Annotated in this window: 12 protein-coding genes; 7 read left to right on the top strand and 5 right to left on the bottom strand. The window is 72.2% G+C overall.

Annotation, left to right across the window (positions count from 1 at the left end; translation table 11 throughout):
* Positions 1-117 precede the first annotated feature (117 nt).
* Positions 118-5,376, bottom strand: a complete 5,259-nt coding sequence (locus ACZ6TB_RS47980; RefSeq protein WP_465568331.1) for a wHTH domain-containing protein — start codon at positions 5,374-5,376, stop codon at positions 118-120.
* Positions 5,373-5,696, bottom strand: a complete 324-nt coding sequence (locus ACZ6TB_RS47975; RefSeq protein ID WP_465568328.1) for a Pepco domain-containing protein — start codon at positions 5,694-5,696, stop codon at positions 5,373-5,375. Before ACZ6TB_RS47975 ends, ACZ6TB_RS47980 begins: the two co-directional genes overlap by 4 nt.
* Before the next feature lie 209 nt (positions 5,697-5,905).
* On the opposite strand from ACZ6TB_RS47975, the gene ACZ6TB_RS47970 reads away from it, so the two are divergent.
* The 5 genes from ACZ6TB_RS47970 to ACZ6TB_RS47950 are packed head-to-tail and all read left to right on the top strand — an operon-like array spanning position 5,906 to position 10,567.
* A complete protein-coding gene (locus ACZ6TB_RS47970; protein WP_465568325.1) occupies positions 5,906-7,027 on the top strand; it encodes an ABC transporter substrate-binding protein in 1,122 nt (373 codons plus the stop codon).
* Positions 7,020-7,907: an ABC transporter permease gene (locus ACZ6TB_RS47965; protein ID WP_465568322.1), complete on the top strand. Its 888-nt coding sequence runs from the start codon at positions 7,020-7,022 to the stop codon at positions 7,905-7,907. The genes ACZ6TB_RS47970 and ACZ6TB_RS47965 overlap by 8 nt, the downstream gene beginning before the upstream one ends.
* The gene (locus ACZ6TB_RS47960; protein WP_465568319.1) at positions 7,895-8,695 is read left to right on the top strand and encodes an ABC transporter permease; all 801 of its coding nucleotides are present in this window, start codon (positions 7,895-7,897) and stop codon (positions 8,693-8,695) included. Before ACZ6TB_RS47965 ends, ACZ6TB_RS47960 begins: the two co-directional genes overlap by 13 nt.
* Positions 8,692-9,714, top strand: a complete 1,023-nt coding sequence (locus tag ACZ6TB_RS47955; RefSeq protein ID WP_465568316.1) for an ABC transporter ATP-binding protein — start codon at positions 8,692-8,694, stop codon at positions 9,712-9,714. Before ACZ6TB_RS47960 ends, ACZ6TB_RS47955 begins: the two co-directional genes overlap by 4 nt.
* Positions 9,715-9,772: 58 nt before the next feature.
* The gene (locus ACZ6TB_RS47950) at positions 9,773-10,567 is read left to right on the top strand and encodes a M15 family metallopeptidase (RefSeq protein ID WP_465568314.1); all 795 of its coding nucleotides are present in this window, start codon (positions 9,773-9,775) and stop codon (positions 10,565-10,567) included.
* A gap of 3 nt (positions 10,568-10,570) precedes the next feature.
* On the opposite strand, the gene ACZ6TB_RS47945 is transcribed toward ACZ6TB_RS47950, so the two are convergent.
* Positions 10,571-10,996 (bottom strand): hypothetical protein, encoded by a 426-nt coding sequence (locus ACZ6TB_RS47945; RefSeq protein ID WP_465568311.1) that lies wholly within the window; start codon positions 10,994-10,996, stop codon positions 10,571-10,573.
* A gap of 93 nt (positions 10,997-11,089) precedes the next feature.
* Here ACZ6TB_RS47945 and ACZ6TB_RS47940 point away from each other — a divergent pair, with 93 nt between their 5' ends.
* Both ACZ6TB_RS47940 and ACZ6TB_RS47935 read left to right on the top strand, forming a co-directional pair.
* Entirely contained in the window at positions 11,090-13,897 is a 2,808-nt protein-coding gene (locus ACZ6TB_RS47940; protein WP_465568309.1) for a M12 family metallopeptidase, read from the top strand.
* Positions 13,898-13,919: 22 nt separating this feature from the next.
* Entirely contained in the window at positions 13,920-14,291 is a 372-nt protein-coding gene (locus ACZ6TB_RS47935; RefSeq protein ID WP_465568306.1) for a hypothetical protein, read from the top strand.
* Here ACZ6TB_RS47935 and ACZ6TB_RS47930 read toward each other — a convergent pair.
* The gene (locus ACZ6TB_RS47930; RefSeq protein WP_465568303.1) at positions 14,252-14,830 is read right to left on the bottom strand and encodes a DUF2087 domain-containing protein; all 579 of its coding nucleotides are present in this window, start codon (positions 14,828-14,830) and stop codon (positions 14,252-14,254) included. The genes ACZ6TB_RS47935 and ACZ6TB_RS47930 overlap by 40 nt on opposite strands.
* Positions 14,831-14,899: 69 nt before the next feature.
* Positions 14,900-17,113 (bottom strand): glycoside hydrolase family 9 protein, encoded by a 2,214-nt coding sequence (locus ACZ6TB_RS47925; protein WP_465568300.1) that lies wholly within the window; start codon positions 17,111-17,113, stop codon positions 14,900-14,902.
* Between the last annotated feature and the right edge of the window lie 30 nt (positions 17,114-17,143).

Genomic DNA, 17,143 nt, shown 5'->3' with positions numbered 1-17,143 from the left:
GGGTCGCCCGACGCGACGGGCCCCACCACCCTGTTCGCCCCCCCCCTCCCCCACCCCCCCCCCCCCCCCCCCCCCCCCCCCCCCCCCCCCCCCCCCCCCCCCCCCCGCTCTTTGCGCCTACGGCCGCCATCGCTCGGGATCGGGCAGCTCCTCCTCGACGATCTCGATGTCGGGCGGGAGGATGACCCCGAACTCCCGGAGTCGCTGGGCGGCCCACCCGACCGGTAGGTCGCTGCCGTTGAGGCCGGGCAGGAGCCGCCCGAGGGCAGCCCGGTCGTCCGGGCCGAGCCACGGCCCGGACGCCTTCAGCCCCCGGGACAGCACGCACTGCTCGGATCCGGCCACCGGCCGGTCCGGCCAGGCGAAGTCGACGACGTGGGCGCCCAGCTCACACAGCCGATCGACCACACGTCGCACCGGCCATCCGACTCTCGCCCCGACCCCCACGACGTGCCGGGCCGGCACCGGCACGGTCGGGTCGATCCACCGTCCCCGTCCCGGCATCTCGAGGTAACGCGGGAAACGGTCGTCGTTCGGCGTCAGGAGGCGCTGATCGTCCGAGGTGAGCGCGACGTCCGGCCACGCGAAGTCGGCCACCTGCGCCCCGAGTTCCCGCAGCCGATCGGCCACGCGCCGGGGCGGCCAGCTCTGGGCCACGGCGACACCGACGATGTGGACCCCGGAGACCGGCGTCGACAGGTCGAGCCACCGGGTGCCGCGCTCGCTGCTGAAGGTCAGCACACGTTCGTCGTCGGCGGTGAGCGGCTCGCCCGGCCAGGCCAGATCGCCCGTCCGCGCACCGAGCCGGCGCAAGCGGTCGGCGACCCGCCGGGGCGACCATCCCAGCTCCGACGCCACCGACAGCACCCGTGGGGCGGGAACCAGGTCCGGCGGCCCGGATTCGGCATCCGGCCCCAGCTGGAGGCTCCGCCGATCGATCGCGGTGACCGAACGGAGAAGCCGCATATCGTCCGGGGCGATCGGTCCCTGTCGCCCGGCGAGGTCCGCCCCGTGTCCGCCCATCGCCCGCAACCGGCCGGCCACGCGCTGGGGCGGCCAGTCGAGCCGCGCCGCGGCCCGGACGATGTCCCACCGCCCGACCGGGGCGGACAGATCCCACCTCGCCACCTCACCGGCCGCCAGGCACAACACGAGGCGCCGGTCGTCGGGGGTGAGGACGGCATCCGGCCACGGACCGTCCGCGATCTCGGCGCCGATCTCGCGCAGTCGCCCGGCCACCTGCCGTGGCGACCAGCCCAGTGATGCCGCGGCGTAGATCACCGGACCGGACCGGATCGGCTCGGACAGGTCCAGCCACAGGCTACGGCTGGGGTAGTCGACATTGGTCAGAAGGTTCCGATCGTCCTTGGTGAACGCGGTGCCGGACCAGCCGAAATCAACCACCCGCGCGCCCAGGGCACGCATCCGCTCCGCCACCCGCCGCGGTGGCCAGCCGAGCTCCAGCGACACCTCGGTCACCTGCCTGATGGAGACGGCCTCGGCCAGGTCGAGCCATGGACGGCGTCCGTTGCCGCCGCATGACAGCAGGCGCCGGTCGTTCTCGTCGAGCGGGCTGTCCGGCCAGCCGAAGTCGACGACCCGCGCGCCCAGGGCACACAGCCGGTCCACCACCCGCCGCGGTGACTGTTCCAGCGCCACGGCGACCTCGACGACGTGGCCGACCGGGACCGGACGGGAGAAGTCGACCCACCGTTCTTCCTCGGCCCGCTCGTTCCAGATCGGGTTACCGCCGTCGGGGCGCCGCAGCATCTGCCGGGCGTCGCCGGCGAGGGGAACGTCCGGCCAGGTGTCGTCGGCCACCCGCGCGCCGAGCTCGCGCAGCCGATCCACCACGCGCCGTGGTGACCAGCCCAGCGCCGCCGCGACCCGCGTCACGTACCGGCTCGGCACCGGTTCGGACAGATCGAGCAGGGGGCCACGACCGTCGCGACCGGACGACAGGAGCCGGCGATCGTCGGGGGTGAGGTCAATGCCCGGCCACGCGAAGTCCGCGACCCGTGCGCCGAGCTCGCGCAGCCGATCGACGACCCGGCCGGGAGACCAGCCGAGCACCACCGCGGCGGCGATCACGTGGGCGGCCGGAACGGGCTCCGACAGCTCCAGCCACGGGCTCTCGCCGTCGAGGCCGCCCGAAATGAGAAGGGCATCCGACGGCTTGGCCACGCGGTCGTGCGTGCCGGAGGCCGTCGATCGAAGCCCGGGGATGAGACCCGCCTCCAGATACGATCGCAGGCGCCAAGTGCCGACCGGGAGATACTCGCCGCGCGTCTCCTCCGAACGAGCCTTGTGGTACGGGCCCGGTGAGTTCGGGTTCGACCGCGCGAGCAGCGCGTCGTCGAGCGGGAACACCCCAACGAGGGCCGTCGGCGTCCGTACACCGCCACTGCGCGCCGTGAACTCGACTCCCGCGTCGATCATCGCCTGTGCGACCTCGTCGGCGAGGCCGACGTCGTCCCGGGCCAGCAGACCCACCCACTGGAGGGTGATGTGCCGCCCGACACCCGCCAGCAGATCCGGGATCGCGGACACGAACAGCTCTCGGACACGAACCGCATCCATCGCGAGTATCCGGCGGCGATCGACGCTCAGCCGGGGGGTGGCCGACCCGGTCAGATTCACGATGCGGCCGAACGGCGCGGCGCCGGCCCACAGCCCATCGGCGAGGATCGCGCCCGATCCGCTGCACCACCACACATTGCGGACCGTGGAGGGCAGGCGCGCGTAGGAATCGCGGCCGCCGTAGAGACGCACGGGCCTTTCCGCGAGCGGATCGCTCTCGCCGATCGGCGCGCGAGGCGACAACTCCCCCGCGACCCACGCCGCGCTCGCCGAATCGCCGTCGGCGGTCACCGGGAACTCGGCGACCCAGAGCAGCTTGGACAGCAGATCGACGCAGGAGACCGTCACTTCCGGGCGCAGGTAGACGCGGACCGTCGTGCCGGACTCGCCGGTCGGGTCGGTGTTGCGGATGCGGCAGAGGGAACCCGGGCCGTCGATGTTCACCTGCAGGCGGGATTTCAGGACGCCCTCGCGGGAGAAGCGGGCCGTCGAGACCGTGATCTCGTCGCCGAGCATGAAGTAGCTCAGGACGCCGATGCCGAAACGGCTGTTGGGGTAGAACTCGATTTCCTCGCGATCCCAGGCGGCCTGCTCCTCCAGGAACTCGGGCAGGTCGGCGAAGCGGGCACCGGCGTGCGAGAAGACGCTGCTCAGCTCGCGCTCGGACATCCCGATTCCGTTGTCCGTGCACTCCAGCCACGCGCGGCCCGAGGCGTCGACACCCTGGGCGAAGGTGATGCGGCCGGTCCACTCGGCCAGCCAGGGCCTGGTCTTGCGCAGGTGCTGGGTGCGCGCCTGGCGGTAACGGCACGCGTCCAGGGCGTTCTGGTAGAGCTCACGGATCGCGAGCGCCGGGTCGCCGTACAGCTGCTCACCCATCAGCAGCTCCTGGACGCGGTCGTCGTCCAGACGGAAGCGGAAGCCGGCGTCCTCGTAGCGGGGCTGCCCGTCGGGGCCGTGCAGCGGGCGCAGGCCGTCGGCGGCGACGTGGGTGGGCAGGTCGCGCAGCGCCTCCAGAGTGCGGTCGGCCTCGGCGGCGGCGTCGATCCGGCGGAGCACCTCGGCGATGCCGCGGGTGTGCTCCTCCAGCGCGAGCTGCACGGCCTGGTGCGGGCAGTCCGCCTCCAGCACCCGCGTCCGCCCGCGCGCCAGCCACCGCGCCGTCTGCACCGCGTGCAGCACCTCGGCGATCTCGACGCCGCCCGCGAGTCCGATATGGTCGGTGACGACGCTCGGCAGCGCCGACGCGTCGATCGTGAACTCCTCGGCGACCAGCAGGATCAGGGCGATCAGACGGTCGCGGACCTGCTGCTCGTGGGGCGAGCCGCCGGCCACGGTCCGGGCGCCGGCCGGAAGCTCCACCCCGAACATCGGGCCGGCCGACTCCGGGTCGGTGCGCAGGGCGCGCAGGTGCCGGGCGAGCGCCTCCGCCGTGATCACCTCGCGAAGCGGCTCCTCGATGTCGAGGTCGGTCAGGAGGCTTTCGGCGACCGTGGCGGCCCGGTAGATCTGCGGGCGCTGGGCGAGCCAGCGGTGGTAGGCGCCCCATCGCACGGCGTCGGCGTGCGCGGTGTCGCCGGAGGCCTCCAGCCGGCTGAGGCGACGCTGGATCCGGCGTTGGCCGCCGACGTACCGGCGGAACTCGGCGATGCTTTCTTCCGGGGCTGCGGACGTGAGCACCGCCCGGGCCGCGACGGCACAGTGGGCCCGGTGCACCTGCTGGGCGTAGGGCACCAGGACCAGCACGGCCGCCTCGGCCGGGCTGAGCGGCGGCCGGTCGCCCTCGGCCAGCTTGCCCGGGTTGAGCACGTGCCGGACGATCCAGGACAGCCGGTCGTGCATCCGCAGGGCCAGCTCGTCGTCCCACCACGGGTCGTCGCCGAGCTCGCCGCGCAGCTCCCGGTACCGCAGCGACCAGGCCTGGACGCACTCCACGACGGCGTCGCGCAGCGGGGCGGTGATGCCGGGACCGGGCTCGGCCAGATCCCACACCTCGTGCTTGCGGGCGCGCTCGGCCCACCCGGGCGCGCCACGCGAGGCCACCGCGGCGACCAACCGGTCCACGAGCATCATCCGGGCGCATCGGTCCAGCTCGCCGTCGAGGTGCGGCTTCTGCAGCGGTACGCCGAGCTCGGCGCTGAGGTTCTCCAGGCGCACGCGTACGGCGTCGCGCACGTCAGTCAGCGCGCCCGGAACGGAGCTGTCGGTCAGCGCCCGGCTGAACGCGCGGGTGAACAGGCTGAAGGTGCCGTCCTCGGTCTTCTTCCAGCGGGCCAGCTCGCCGCCGGAACAGGCGTAGAGGTACGCGACGGTCCGTTCCGCCGTGCGCCGGCTCTGCTGCACACCCCAGCCGCGCATGTGGCTGTAGCCGGACTTGCCGCCGAGCGTCACGCCCTCGCGGCAGGCGTCGATCACCACCAGAACGTCGCCGCAGCGGCTCTCCTCGATGTGACCGTCGAAGTCGATCTCGAGGCAGCGGGAGACGAACCGGCGGCTGGCCGTGTCGGCGCTGGCCGGGACGAGGTAGTCGCTGCCGTCCCAGTGGATGCCATGCCCGCTCAGGAAGATGAGCAACTGCTGGCGGGGCTGCGCGCGGCGGCAGAACTGCTCGATCGCGGTGTCGATCCGGTCGCGGTCGCCGTTGTGCGCCGCGGGATGCTCCACCTCGTACCCGATGGACTTCAGGGCCCGGCCCAGATCGTCGAGGTCGTCGGCGATGAACGGGAGCGAGTCGATGGCCGGATCGTCGTAGTCGGTGACGCCGATGAGCAGGGCCTTGCGTGGCGGCCGGCTCACTTGCGCTCGAAGACCAGCTTGAATCCTCCGGTTCCGCTCGTCTCGACGCCGGTGCCGAGGATGCAGATCTTGCCGGAGGCGGTGACCTCGAACGTCACCTCGACCTTCGTGAGCGGCAGGTCGTCGCCGGCGGTGGCGAGGCCGGTGAACGCCTGCCGGAGTTTGGCGATGGTCGATTCCAGGTTCGCCTGGAACGCGTCCACGCTGATCTCGCACCGGGCCACGTCGTGGTTTCCCCGGCTGAAGATGCCTTTGCTGTCCGGCACCGGCTCGTCGTCGGCGGAGACCAGGAAGTCCAGCGTGGCGGCATGATCCGTCATGTAGCGTCCTCAATGCGTCGTGTTCGGCCGGATGGGCGGAATCAGCCTGGCACGACCTTCGTGCCGCTGGAACACCCGATCGAACGACACCGGGTTCGTTCAAATCTGTATTTGATCTTGATGCCCGGGGGATGCCTCCGCGCCATCATGGGTCCCCATGATCCACCTTCAGCGACCACCGGATCGGTGGCGCAGAAGGAGGAGCTCAAGTGCGCACCACCCTCGGCCGTACGGTGGCCGTGACCCTGGCCGCCGCCACGGTTGTCGCGATCTCGGCCTGCTCGCCGCCGGAGAAGAAGGCCGACGCGGCCACCGGCAGCGCGGCCACCGCCGCCGGCGCCGGCGATCTGGGCGGCATGGACGCGCTCGTCGCGGCCGCGAAGAAGGAAGGGCAGCTCAACGTCATCGCCCTCCCGCCGAGCTGGGCCAACTACGGCGAGATCATCAAGGCGTTCGGCGACAAGTACGGCATCAAGGTGAATTCGGCCCAGCCGGACGGCTCGAGCCAGGACGAGATCAACGCCGCGAAGCAGCTCAAGGGGCAGGACAAGGCCCCGGACGTGTTCGACCTCGGCGCCTCGGTCGCCACCGCCAACACCGCGATGTTCGCGCCGTACAAGGTGGCCACCTTCGCCGACGTGCCGGACTCGCTCAAGGACGCGAACGGCACCTTGGTCAACGACTACGGCGGCTACATGTCGATCGGCTACGACAGCGCCAAGGTCCCGGCCCCCACGTCGGTCGCCGACCTGCTCAAGCCGGCGTACAAGGGCAAGGTCGCGCTCAACGGCGACCCGACCCAGGCCGGCGCCGCGTTCGGTGGCGTGCAGATGGCCGCGCTGGCCGGCGGCGGGTCGGCCGATGACATCAGCAAGGGCGTCGCGTTCTTCGGCGACCTCAAGAAGGCCGGCAACTTCCTGCCCGTCGACCCCAACGACGCCAGCATCCAGTCCGGACAGACCCCGGTCGTCTTCGACTGGGACTACCTGAACGTGGCCAACGCCGCCAAGGTCAAGACCTGGAAGACCGTCGTCCCGGCCGGCGCGGTGCTCGGCTCGTACTACGTGCAGGCGATCAACTCCGACGCCCCGCACCCGGCCGCCGCCCGCCTGTGGGAGGAGTTCCTCTACTCCGACCAGGGCCAGAACCTGTGGCTCAAGGGCGGCGCCCGCCCGGTCCGCGCCGACGCCATGCAGAAGGCCGGCACCCTCGACGCCACCGCGTTCGCCGCGCTGCCCAAGGTCGACGGCACCCCGGTCTTCCCGACCGAGGCGCAGAACACCGCGGCCAAGCAGTACCTGTCGGCGAACTGGGCCAAGACCGTTGGCTGAGCTCGCCTCTGCCGCCCCGCAGCGCCGTCGGCTGCGGGGCACCACCCTGCTCGGCACGGTGCCGTTCTTCGCGTACGTGGCGATCTTCCTGATCATCCCGACGCTGATGGTCGTGATCGGCGCCTTCACCGGAGACGGGGGCCACGGCTTCACGCTGGACAACCTGAAGGCGCTGAGCGATGACTACATCCTCGACGCGTTCGGGCGCAGCATCTCGCTGTCGGCCGCCAGCGCGCTGGTCGGCGCGGTTCTCGGCGGCCTCCTCGCGTACGCGCTGGTCACCGCCGAGCCCCACGGCGTGCTGCGCCGCGTCGCCACCTCGGCCGCCGGTGTGCTCGCGCAGTTCGGCGGGGTGACCCTTGCGTTCGCGTTCCTGGCCACCATCGGCCTCTCCGGCTTCGTCACCGTCTGGCTCCAGGACCACCTGGGCATCGACATCTACGCCGGCGGCGTCTGGCTGTTCGAGCTGCCCGGCCTGATCCTGGTCTACACCTACTTCCAGATCCCGCTCATGGTCATCGTGTTCCTGCCCGCCCTCGACGGCATCCGTCCACAGTGGCGCGAGGCGGCCGAGAGCCTGGGCGGCACGACCTGGCAGTACTGGACGCGGGTCGCCGGGCCGCTGCTCGCCCCCGCGTTCCTCGGCTCGGCGCTGCTGCTGTTCGCCAATTCCTTCTCGGCGTACGCGACGGCGGCCGCCCTGGTGAGCCAGGGCAGCCCGATCGTTCCCCTCCAGATCCGCGGCGCCCTGACCAGCGAGGTCGTCCTCGGCCAGCAGAACCTGGGCAAGGCCATGGCGCTCGGCATGGTGGTCGTGGTCGCGGTCGTGATGGCGCTGTACTCGCTGCTGGAGAGGAGAACCGCCACGTGGCTGGGGTGATCGCCCGCCGGGCCCGCCGGCAACGCGTCCTGCGCTGGGCCGTGCTGCTCGTGCTGGCCGTGTTCTTCCTGCTCCCGCTGGGCGCGATGCTCGAGTTCAGCACCCGCGACGGCGGGACGTGGCCGCTGCTGCTGAACTGGCCGCGCCTGTCCGGCCAGTACCCGGACCTGGCCGAGGGCATCGTCTCGTCGCTCGAGCAGGCGGCGCTCACCGCGCTGCTCATGCTCGTGCTGCTGGTGCCGACCGCGATCTGGGTACGGCTTAGGCTGCCCCGGATCCGCCGGCTGGTCGAGTTCCTGTGCCTGCTGCCGCTGACGATCCCGGCCATCGTGCTGGTCGTCGGGCTCGCGCCGGTCTACGCCTGGGTCACCTACTTTCTCGGTGGCTCCTCACTGACGCTCGTCTTCGCGTACACCATCCTGGTCCTGCCCTATGCCTATCGCGCCATCGACGCCGGACTCGCCGCCATCGACGTGCGGACCCTGGCGGAAGCGGCACAGAGCCTGGGGTCGGGCTGGGCGACGGTGATCGTACGCGTGGTGCTCCCCAACATCCGCTCGGCGGTGCTCTCGGCCGCGTTCCTCACCGTGGCGCTGGTGCTCGGCGAGTACACGATCGCGTCCCTGCTCAACCGCACCAACCTCCAGGTGTCGATCGCCCTGCTCGGCAAGAGCAACGCGCCGCTGTCGGTGGCCGTCTCGCTCACCTCGCTGCTGCTGGCGTTCGTCCTGCTCCTGCTGCTGTCCCTGGTCGGCGACCGCCGATCGTCCACGAAGGAGCCGTCATGACCGGCGTCGCCGTTCACCTCAAGGGGCTGCGCCGCACGTTCGGCGCCGTCCACGCGCTCGACGATCTCGACCTGTCCATCGCGGCCGGCGAGCTGATCGCGCTGCTCGGGCCGTCGGGCTGCGGCAAGACGACCGCGCTGCGGGTGCTGGCCGGCCTCGAGGACGCCGACGACGGCCAGGTGCTGGTCGGCGGCAAGGATGTGACGGCGCTGCCGGCGAACCGGCGCGACATGGGGATGGTCTTCCAGGCGTACAGCCTCTTCCCGCATCTGACCGCCCTCGAGAACGTCACGTTCGGCCTTCGCCTGCGCGGCCGCCGTTCCCTTTTTAGCCGCGCCGCCGAGATGCTCGAGCTGGTCGGCCTGTCCGACTTCGGCCCGCGCTACCCGCATCAGCTCTCGGGCGGGCAGCAGCAGCGGGTGGCGCTCGCCCGGGCGCTCGCGATCGAGCCGGCCGTGCTGCTGCTCGACGAGCCGCTGTCGGCGCTCGACGCCAAGGTGCGGGTGCAGCTGCGGGACGAGATCCGGCGGATCCAGACGTCGGTCGGCACGACCACGCTGTTCGTGACCCACGACCAGGAGGAGGCGCTGGCCGTCGCCGACCGGGTGGGCGTGATGCGGGCCGGGAAGCTCGAGCAGCTCGCGCCACCGGCCGAGGTGTATCAGCGGCCGGCGTCGGCGTTCGTGGCCGACTTCGTCGGGGTCAGCAACCGGCTGCCGGGGACCGTGGACGGGTCGTCGGTGGTGGTGCTCGGGACGGCGTTGCCTCTCGTTTCCGCTGCCGAGAACGGCGCGCCGGTCACCGCTCTCGTGCGTCCCGAGGCCGTGTCCGTGACGCCTTCCGCCGCCGGGGACGGGACCGTGGTCACGGCCAGTTTCCTGGGGCCGACCAGCCGGGTGACGGTGTCGGTGGGCGATGCGCTGGTGGTGGCTCAGGTCGCCAGCTCCCAGGTGCCGTCGCTGCCTGCCGGGACGCGGGTTGCGGTGACGATCGCTCCGGTCCCGGTCGCTCTGTCGTGAGAAATACTTTTCGCGTTCCGCTGCGACACGCCGGAGGCCCTTCGTACGGTCGGTAACCGTGCTGAAGAGAGTCCTCGCCGCGCTGCTCGCCCTGGTCGTCCCGGTGGCCGTCCTGCCGGGGCGGCCCGCGGCGGCCGCGTCCGTCTGGCACGTGGTCGCCCCGGGCGAGACGATGCGCAGCATCGCGGCCCGCTTCGGCCTGCGGGCCGCCGACATCGGCCGCTGGAACCAGATCGTCGCGCCGTACCCCGTGCACATCGACGAGACGCTGCGGCTGACCCCGCCCGCGTCGCCGCTGCCGCCGTGGCGCACGCACGTCGAGCTGGTCTCCCCCGCGGCGGTGAACTGGAACCCGGCGCTGAAGTGCCCGGTGGCGCCGGCCTCGCTGCGCAAGGTGTGGGTCTCGTACATCGACCTGCGGGGGGCGTACCACGACGGCAGCATCATCGTGCACCGCGACGTCGTGCCCCGCGTCCAGCGGATCTTCTTCACCCTGTTCCGCTGGCGCTACCGCATCATGGCGATGGCCCCGATGTCGGTGAACATGCCCGGCGCTCGCGACATGGGCATCGTGACGGCGGGCTACAACTGCCGCCCGGTCGGCGGCACCGACGTCTGGTCGGAGCACGCCTTCGGCACGGCCATCGACATCAACCCCTTGCAGAACCCGATGATCCGCAGCGGCGGGATCTCCCCCGCGGCCGGCCGCGCCTACCTGAACCGGGACCGCTACCTGATCGGCATGATCCACCCCGAGGGCGCGGGCCGCGCGTTCACCGAGAACGGCTACTTCTGGGGCGGCGCCTGGCGCAGCCTGAAGGACTACATGCACTTCAGCGTCTCGAACCGCTGACCCTCAGCGGGTCTCGCCGTGCAGAAGCGTGTCGGCCAGCCGCATCGCCTCCGGGCTCGGGGCGCGCATCGCCCGGTCGCCCGCCGGCCGCCCGTCCAGCGCCCGGAACTCGTCCTTGAGGGCGTGCGCGAGCCGGTTGCGGATCCGGCGCAGCTGAAGGGGGTCGGCCTCGTCCGAGACCACCATGATCGGATCCGCGTGGTGCTGGACGAGCGCGCTCGCGTGCTCGAACTCGGTGAGCCGGTTGAGCAGGGTGACGATGGCCGTCCGCATCTCCTGCCGCTCGGCCAGGCGGTTCGCCCGCTCGGCCTGGAGCTCGATGACCCGGATCTGCGTGGTCGAGCCCCGGCGGGCGATCAGGTAGCCGGACGCGAGACCGGACAGCGCGACGACGGACGACGACACCGGTGTGACCCATTCCCAGGACATCCCGACATTGTCGCCTTCCGCCTCAGGTATCTCCGCCGGCCACGCCGCCCCCTCTCGCGTATTGGGCTCCGACCGATATACGAGGTGATCATCGTGGGCTTCACCGTTCCCGACCGGCCGCATCTCCGGTGGCCGAACCGCCGGGTTCCGTTCGAGATCAACGAAGACGTGTTTCCGCCGGGGAGTGCCGCGCAGGTGGCGATCGGCTCGGCGATCGCGGCCTGGAACGCCACCCCGGTGATCAGCTTCGAGCAGCGGCGGCCGGAGGATCGGGCGTTCGTTCTCTTCGGGCCCGACGCCGGGGGCTGCCACTCGGGCATCGGCTTCAACGGCGCGGTCCGTACCGTCGCCTGTGCGCTGGCCACCGACCCGGTCAGCCCGCCCGGCACGGTGACCCCGGTGGCCCTCGCGACGCAGACGCCGGACATTCTCACCGCGGCCCTCCTCGACCAGACGGGGACGCTGAACGTGGCCTGGATGGACGAGACCGGATTCTGGCGTACGCCGGTCCCGGTCGGCGGCGCGGCCGGCCTGCCCAACGGCGCCGTCGCGATGGCCAGGCAGAGCGACGACGTGCTGGTGGCCGCCTTCATGACGGCGGGCGGGTTCTTCGCCGCGGCCCGCGTCACCGGCACCGGGCCGTGGGAGCCGCCGCAGCAGATCGGGCCGCGGATGGGGCCGCCCGGGGGCCGGGTCAGCCTGGCCAAGCAGACCGGCGACGTGCTGGTGGCCGCGTTCCTGGACGACGAGGGTGTCCTCTGCATCGCGTTCGCCGAGGGCGACGACCGGTTCCACCCGCCCTTCCGGCTGGACGGCGCCCGCGGCGTACCGGGAACGCCGGTCTCTCTCGCCAGGCAGACGGATGACGTCTTCGTCGCGATGTTCCTCAACGTCGATGGCCTTTTGTCGGTGGCGCACGTGGCCGGCACCGGCCAGTGGAACCCGCCGGCGCCGATCGGTGGCGAGCGCGGGCGGGCCGGTGTGCCGGTGGCGCTGGCCAAGCAGACCGACGACATCCTGGTCGCGATGTCCCTGAACACCGACGGGATCCTGTCGGTCGGGCACGTGGTCGAGACCGGCGACTGGAACCCGCCGGTCCCCATCGGCGGCCGGTTCGGGTCTCCCCACGCGCCCGTCTCGGTCATCAAGCAGACCGGCGAGGTCCTCACCGCCGCCTTTCTCGACACGCTCGGGAACATGTGCGTGGCCCACGTCGTCGGGACCGGCAACTGGAACCCGCCGGTGAGCGTCGGCGGCGCACCGGGGACCCCGGGCGCCGCGATCTCGCTGATCAAGCAGACCGACGACACCCTGACCGCCGTGTTCGCCGGTAGCGGCGGCGGCGTCGTGGTCGCGCACGTCGACGGCACCCGGCCGTGGAACCCACCGGTGCCGATGGGCGGCCAGCCGCTTCCGGCCGGCGCCCCGGTCGCGCTGGCGCGGCTCGGCGACGTGCTCGTGGCCGCGGGCGTCGGCGCGGACGGCCGCTTCATCATCGCGACGGTCGTCGGCACCGCCGCCTGGGTGCCGCCCGGGCCGATCCGGTCCGGCGCGTTCAACAGCGGCAACATCCTGCACGAGCTCGGCCACACCCTGGGGCTCCTCCACGAGCACCAGCGCCCGGACCGCGAGTCGTTCGTGCGGTTCCAGCGGGCCAACCTCGCGTTCAACGCCAAGGACTTCGAGATCGACAAGAGCGGAGTGCCGATCGGCCCGTACGACTGCGCGTCGATCATGCATTACACGGCGAACGCCTTCGCCAAGCCCGGCGCGGGTCCCACGCTGCTGCCGCTCGGCGCCGCGTGCGGTGCGGCGATGGGCAACCGGGCCGCGCCGACCACCGGTGACATCGCCGCCGTCGACTCGCTCTACCGGGGCCAGGCGGCGCCGCCCGGGACGCCGGTCGCGCTCGGCGAACAGGGCGGCACCACCGACTGCCTCTACCTCGATCTCACCGGGCAGCTGAGCATCGCCTGGGTCGACGGATCCGACGCGTGGAACCCCGGCCGTCTCATCGGCGGGCCGGTGGCGCCGGCTCGCGGGCGGGTCGCGATCGCCCGGCAGTCGCCGATGACGGTCACCGGCGCGTACTTCGACAACGCGGGCGTCCTGCAGATCGCGCACGTGGTCAACAACCTGCCGTGGAATCCGCCGTTCCCGCTCGGCGGTCCGCTCGGGCAACCCGGCGGCGGCGTCTGCCTGGCCAAACAGGACGACCACGTGTTCACCGCGACGTTCGTCGACCGGGAGGGCTTCTTCTCGGTGGCGCACGTCGTCGACGACGGCCAGTGGAACGCGCCGTTCCGGGTGGGCGGTCCCGGCGGCGAGCCGGGCGCCGTGGTGGCCGCGTGCCGGCAGACCGGCAACACGTTCACCGCCGTCTTCATCGACCGGGAGGGCTTCTTCTCGGTCGCGCACGTGGACGGCCACGACGCCTGGATCCCGGCGTTCCGGGTCGGCCCGCCGAGCGGCGTGCCCGGCGGCCCGGTCGCCATGACGAAGCAGAACGACATCACCATGACGGCCGTGTTCCTCGACCGGGACGGCTTCCTCGCCGTCGCGCACGTCGACGGCACCGACCGCTGGCAACCGGCGTTCCGGGTCGGCGACCCGGTCGGCGTACCCGGTGGCGATGTCGCCCTGTGCAAGCAGACCGGCGACGTCCTGACCGCGGTGTTCCTCGACCGGGACGGCTTCTTCCGGGTGGCGCACGTCGTCGGCAACGGGCTGTGGAACCCGCCGGTGCCGATCGGCGGCAAACCCGCGACCCCGGGTGGCGGCGTCTCGCTCGTCAAGCAGACGAAGTCGTTGCTGACCGCCTCGTTCTTCGCCCCCGACGGCACGTTGTTCGTCGCCCACGTGACCGACACCGGCTCGTGGGTCGCGCCCCACCCGATCTGAGCCGCGCTGCTAGCTTGGGACGATGAGCGAGCCACGCGTGCTGGTCCTCGGCCTCGACCCCTTCCGCGTGCCGGGGCCGTGGGATCCGCAGCCCGTCGCCGACGGGATCGCGGCGGGCATGACGAAGTTCGACGAGGCCGGCGTGGGGGCGGAGAGCTGCCTCGTCGGCCTCGACGGCAGCGACGACATCCCGGCCGTCGTCGCCGCGGCGCTCGGCCGGCGGGCGTGGGATGTCGTCGTCGTCGGCGGGGGCATCCGGCGGTCCGACGGCGATCTGTTCGAGACCGTCATCAACCTCGTGCGGCGGCACGCGCCGGGGGCGGCCATCGCCTTCAACTCGACGCCGTCGGACACCTACGAGGCGGCGGCCCGCCAGCTGCGCCCGGGGCCGTAGTTGGCGCCCGCCCGGTCGCGTTCCAGCCAGCCGGTCTCGACGAGCATGCGGCGTACGCCGGCCACGTCGTCGGCGACCGCGGCCAGGCGGCGGTTGATCTCGTCCTCGTCGTAGATGCCGTCCAGCGCGAGGAACCGGGCCAGCATCTCGCCGATCAGCTGATAGCGGTCGCTGAGGGTGGGCGGCAGCGAGGTCAGGCGGCCGTGCGCGAAGAAGCTCTTGAGCTGCGGGTACTCGGCCAGGAGCGCGGTCACCGGCTGCAGCTTGTCGACGGCCAGGGCGGCCTCGCGGACGGCGCCGATCTGCGCGCGGTAGATGCCGTTGCCGGAGCCGGTGGCCAGGCCGGCCGCGGTCAGCCGGGCGCACGCCTCGCCGGCCTGTTGCACCGGGACGTCGAGGGCGTACGCGAGCTCGGCCAGGGTGGCGCCCTCACCGCCGCGGCGGACCAGCTCGGCGAAGGCGGCCAGGCGGGCGGGCACGGCGAGCTGGGCGAGGATCTCGGAGGCGCGTGCGGCGTCGGCGGACGCGGAGGCGGACATGGGCCCCACGCTAGAGACGGCGGAGGCCCGCGCGCATCCGATTTCCGGACGGGCGCGGGCCTCCGGCGATCAACCCTGGTCGGCCACGAAGGACGAGACCCAGGCCAGGGCCGCGTTCCAGTTGATGGCCTCCTCGTTCGTCGACCACGACTGGATGTCGTCGATGTAGCAGAACTGGGCGACGCAGCCGGTCAGCTTGCTCTGCGCGTACGGGTCCTGGATGGACGAGTTCGCGCCGCCGGAGAGCGTCCCGTCGGGCGGGTGCGGCAGCGACGGGTCGAGCTCGTGCGCGTACCAGCGGCTGTGCTCGTTCTGCGAGCTCACCTCGCCGTACCCGGTCACGTAGGACTGGTTGAGCGCGTTGCGGCCGAGCACGTAGTCGACGCCGGTCAGCACCCCGTCGCGGTACTTACGAGCACCGGTCAGCGAGTACGCGCCGGCCAGCACCACCATGTTGTTCAGGACGATGCTGTTCGACCCCCAGTCGTACATGTTGTTCACGGGCGCGTACGGGATCCCGTACGCCTGCGCCTTCTGAACGGCCAGGTACTTCTCCGCCCCCGCCACCACCGAGGTGCGGACGGCCGCGAGGCCGGGCAGGTGGTTCGGGATCAGCGCCAGGTCGAGCCGCCCGGCCGCCGCCGTCGCCGCCCAGTCGAAGGCGCCCGCGCCGAAGATGTCGGCGGTGTGCAGCGGCGACGCCAGCACGTCGGAGGAGAACTGCTTCTCGCCGGTGGTCAGGTACAGCTCGGCCGCCGCCCAGTAGAACTCGTCGGTCACGTTGCTGTCGTTGTAGGCGCCGCCGCCCACGCCGTCGGACTCGGGCGCGTACAGCGCGGGGTCGGCCTTCGCGGCCGCGTAGGCGGTGCGGGCCGCGGCCAGCGCGCGCCGGGCGAACGCGGGGTCGTAGGCGCAGTAGACGCGCGCGGCCTGGGCGGCCACGGCGGCCAGGTTCAGCGTCGCCGCGGTGGAGACCGGGTGCAGCTCGCGCGGCTGCGGGTCCTGGTCGGGCAGCAACGGCAGTCCGGTCCAGCTCTGGTCGTGAATCTTGTGATGGACCATTCCGGCGTACGGCTTCCCGGCCGGCACCTGCATGCTGAGCAGGAAGTCGAGCTCCCACCGTGCCTCGTCGAGGATGTCCGGCGTCCGGTCGCCGCTCTCCGGGATGGCCAGCGACACCTTCCGTGCCGCGTGCGAGCGCTCGTACTCGTTGAGCAGCTCCCAGGTGGTGATGCCGCCGTTCACCACGTACTTGCCGTGGTCGCCGGCGTCGTACCAGCCGCCGCGCACGTCCAGGGTGTAGTCGCAGACGCCGGCCTGGCAGGGCACGTTGCCGTCGCCCCGGTTGGGCGCGACGTCGACGTGCCCGGCGGCGCGGGCGTAGCCGGGACGCAGCGCGCCGTCGATCGCGACGCCGCTGCGCTGGGTGTAGTAGAACTTCAGCGCGTCGGCCCGCAGCGCCTGGTACGCGTCGGCGCCGATGTCGAACGGCCGGCTGGTCTCGCCGTCGGCCGTGATCGTGTAGCCGGTCCCGGCCCGGGTGAAGCGCCCGAAGTCGATCGTCTGCACGTTCTGGCCGGACGACGCGTCGACGCCGCGCGGGGTCGACGCGCCGCGGGCGACGACCTTGCCGGCGCCGTCGTTCAGCTGCCACGGAAGGGCGGTGGTCGCGGTGGTCACGACGGTCGCGGTCTTCGGACCGTTCGGCAGGTACGCGACCTGGTTGACCCGCACGCGCGGACCGGTGTCCGGCACGTAGACCTCGGGCGGCACCCCGCCGACGAGGGACACGTTGTCGAGGCAGAAGTGCCACGGGTCGGCGCTGCCGCCGAGCTGGAACGCGACCTGGCCCTGCGCCGTGCCGGTCGAGGCGGTGAAGGTGTACGAGTAGTGCGCGAGCTCGCCGAGGACCGGCGACTGCTCGAAGTACGTGTCGTACGGCGCGACGGCCAGGCCGGTGATCGCCCGGACCACGTGGCCGGCGTCGCCCGACGCGTCGAAGCTGAAGCGGTAGGACTGGCCGGCGACCAGGGGCACGTCGTTCTGCCCGATCGCGACGTCCCAGCGGTTGGTCGTGCCGCCGGGCACGTCGACGCAGGCCTGCCCGCCGGTGAGCGTCATGGGCATGCCGGCGGTGGACCAGAAGGGGTCGGTGGTGCCGTCGAAGCCGCCGTTGCGCACCTGCTCGACCTCGTCGGCCAGCGCGGGAGCGGCGGCGGCGACGGTCAGCAGGGAGGCGGCGGCGAGGACAGCGATGGTTCGGGAGCGCTCCCATAGAGGCATGCGAACATATTGATGTCGCGGTCACGGGCT

The organism is Actinoplanes sp. NPDC051537, from assembly GCF_055586105.1.
The sequence above is the reverse complement of the archived record's forward strand: the minus strand, read 5'-3'. Positions and strand labels throughout refer to the sequence as shown.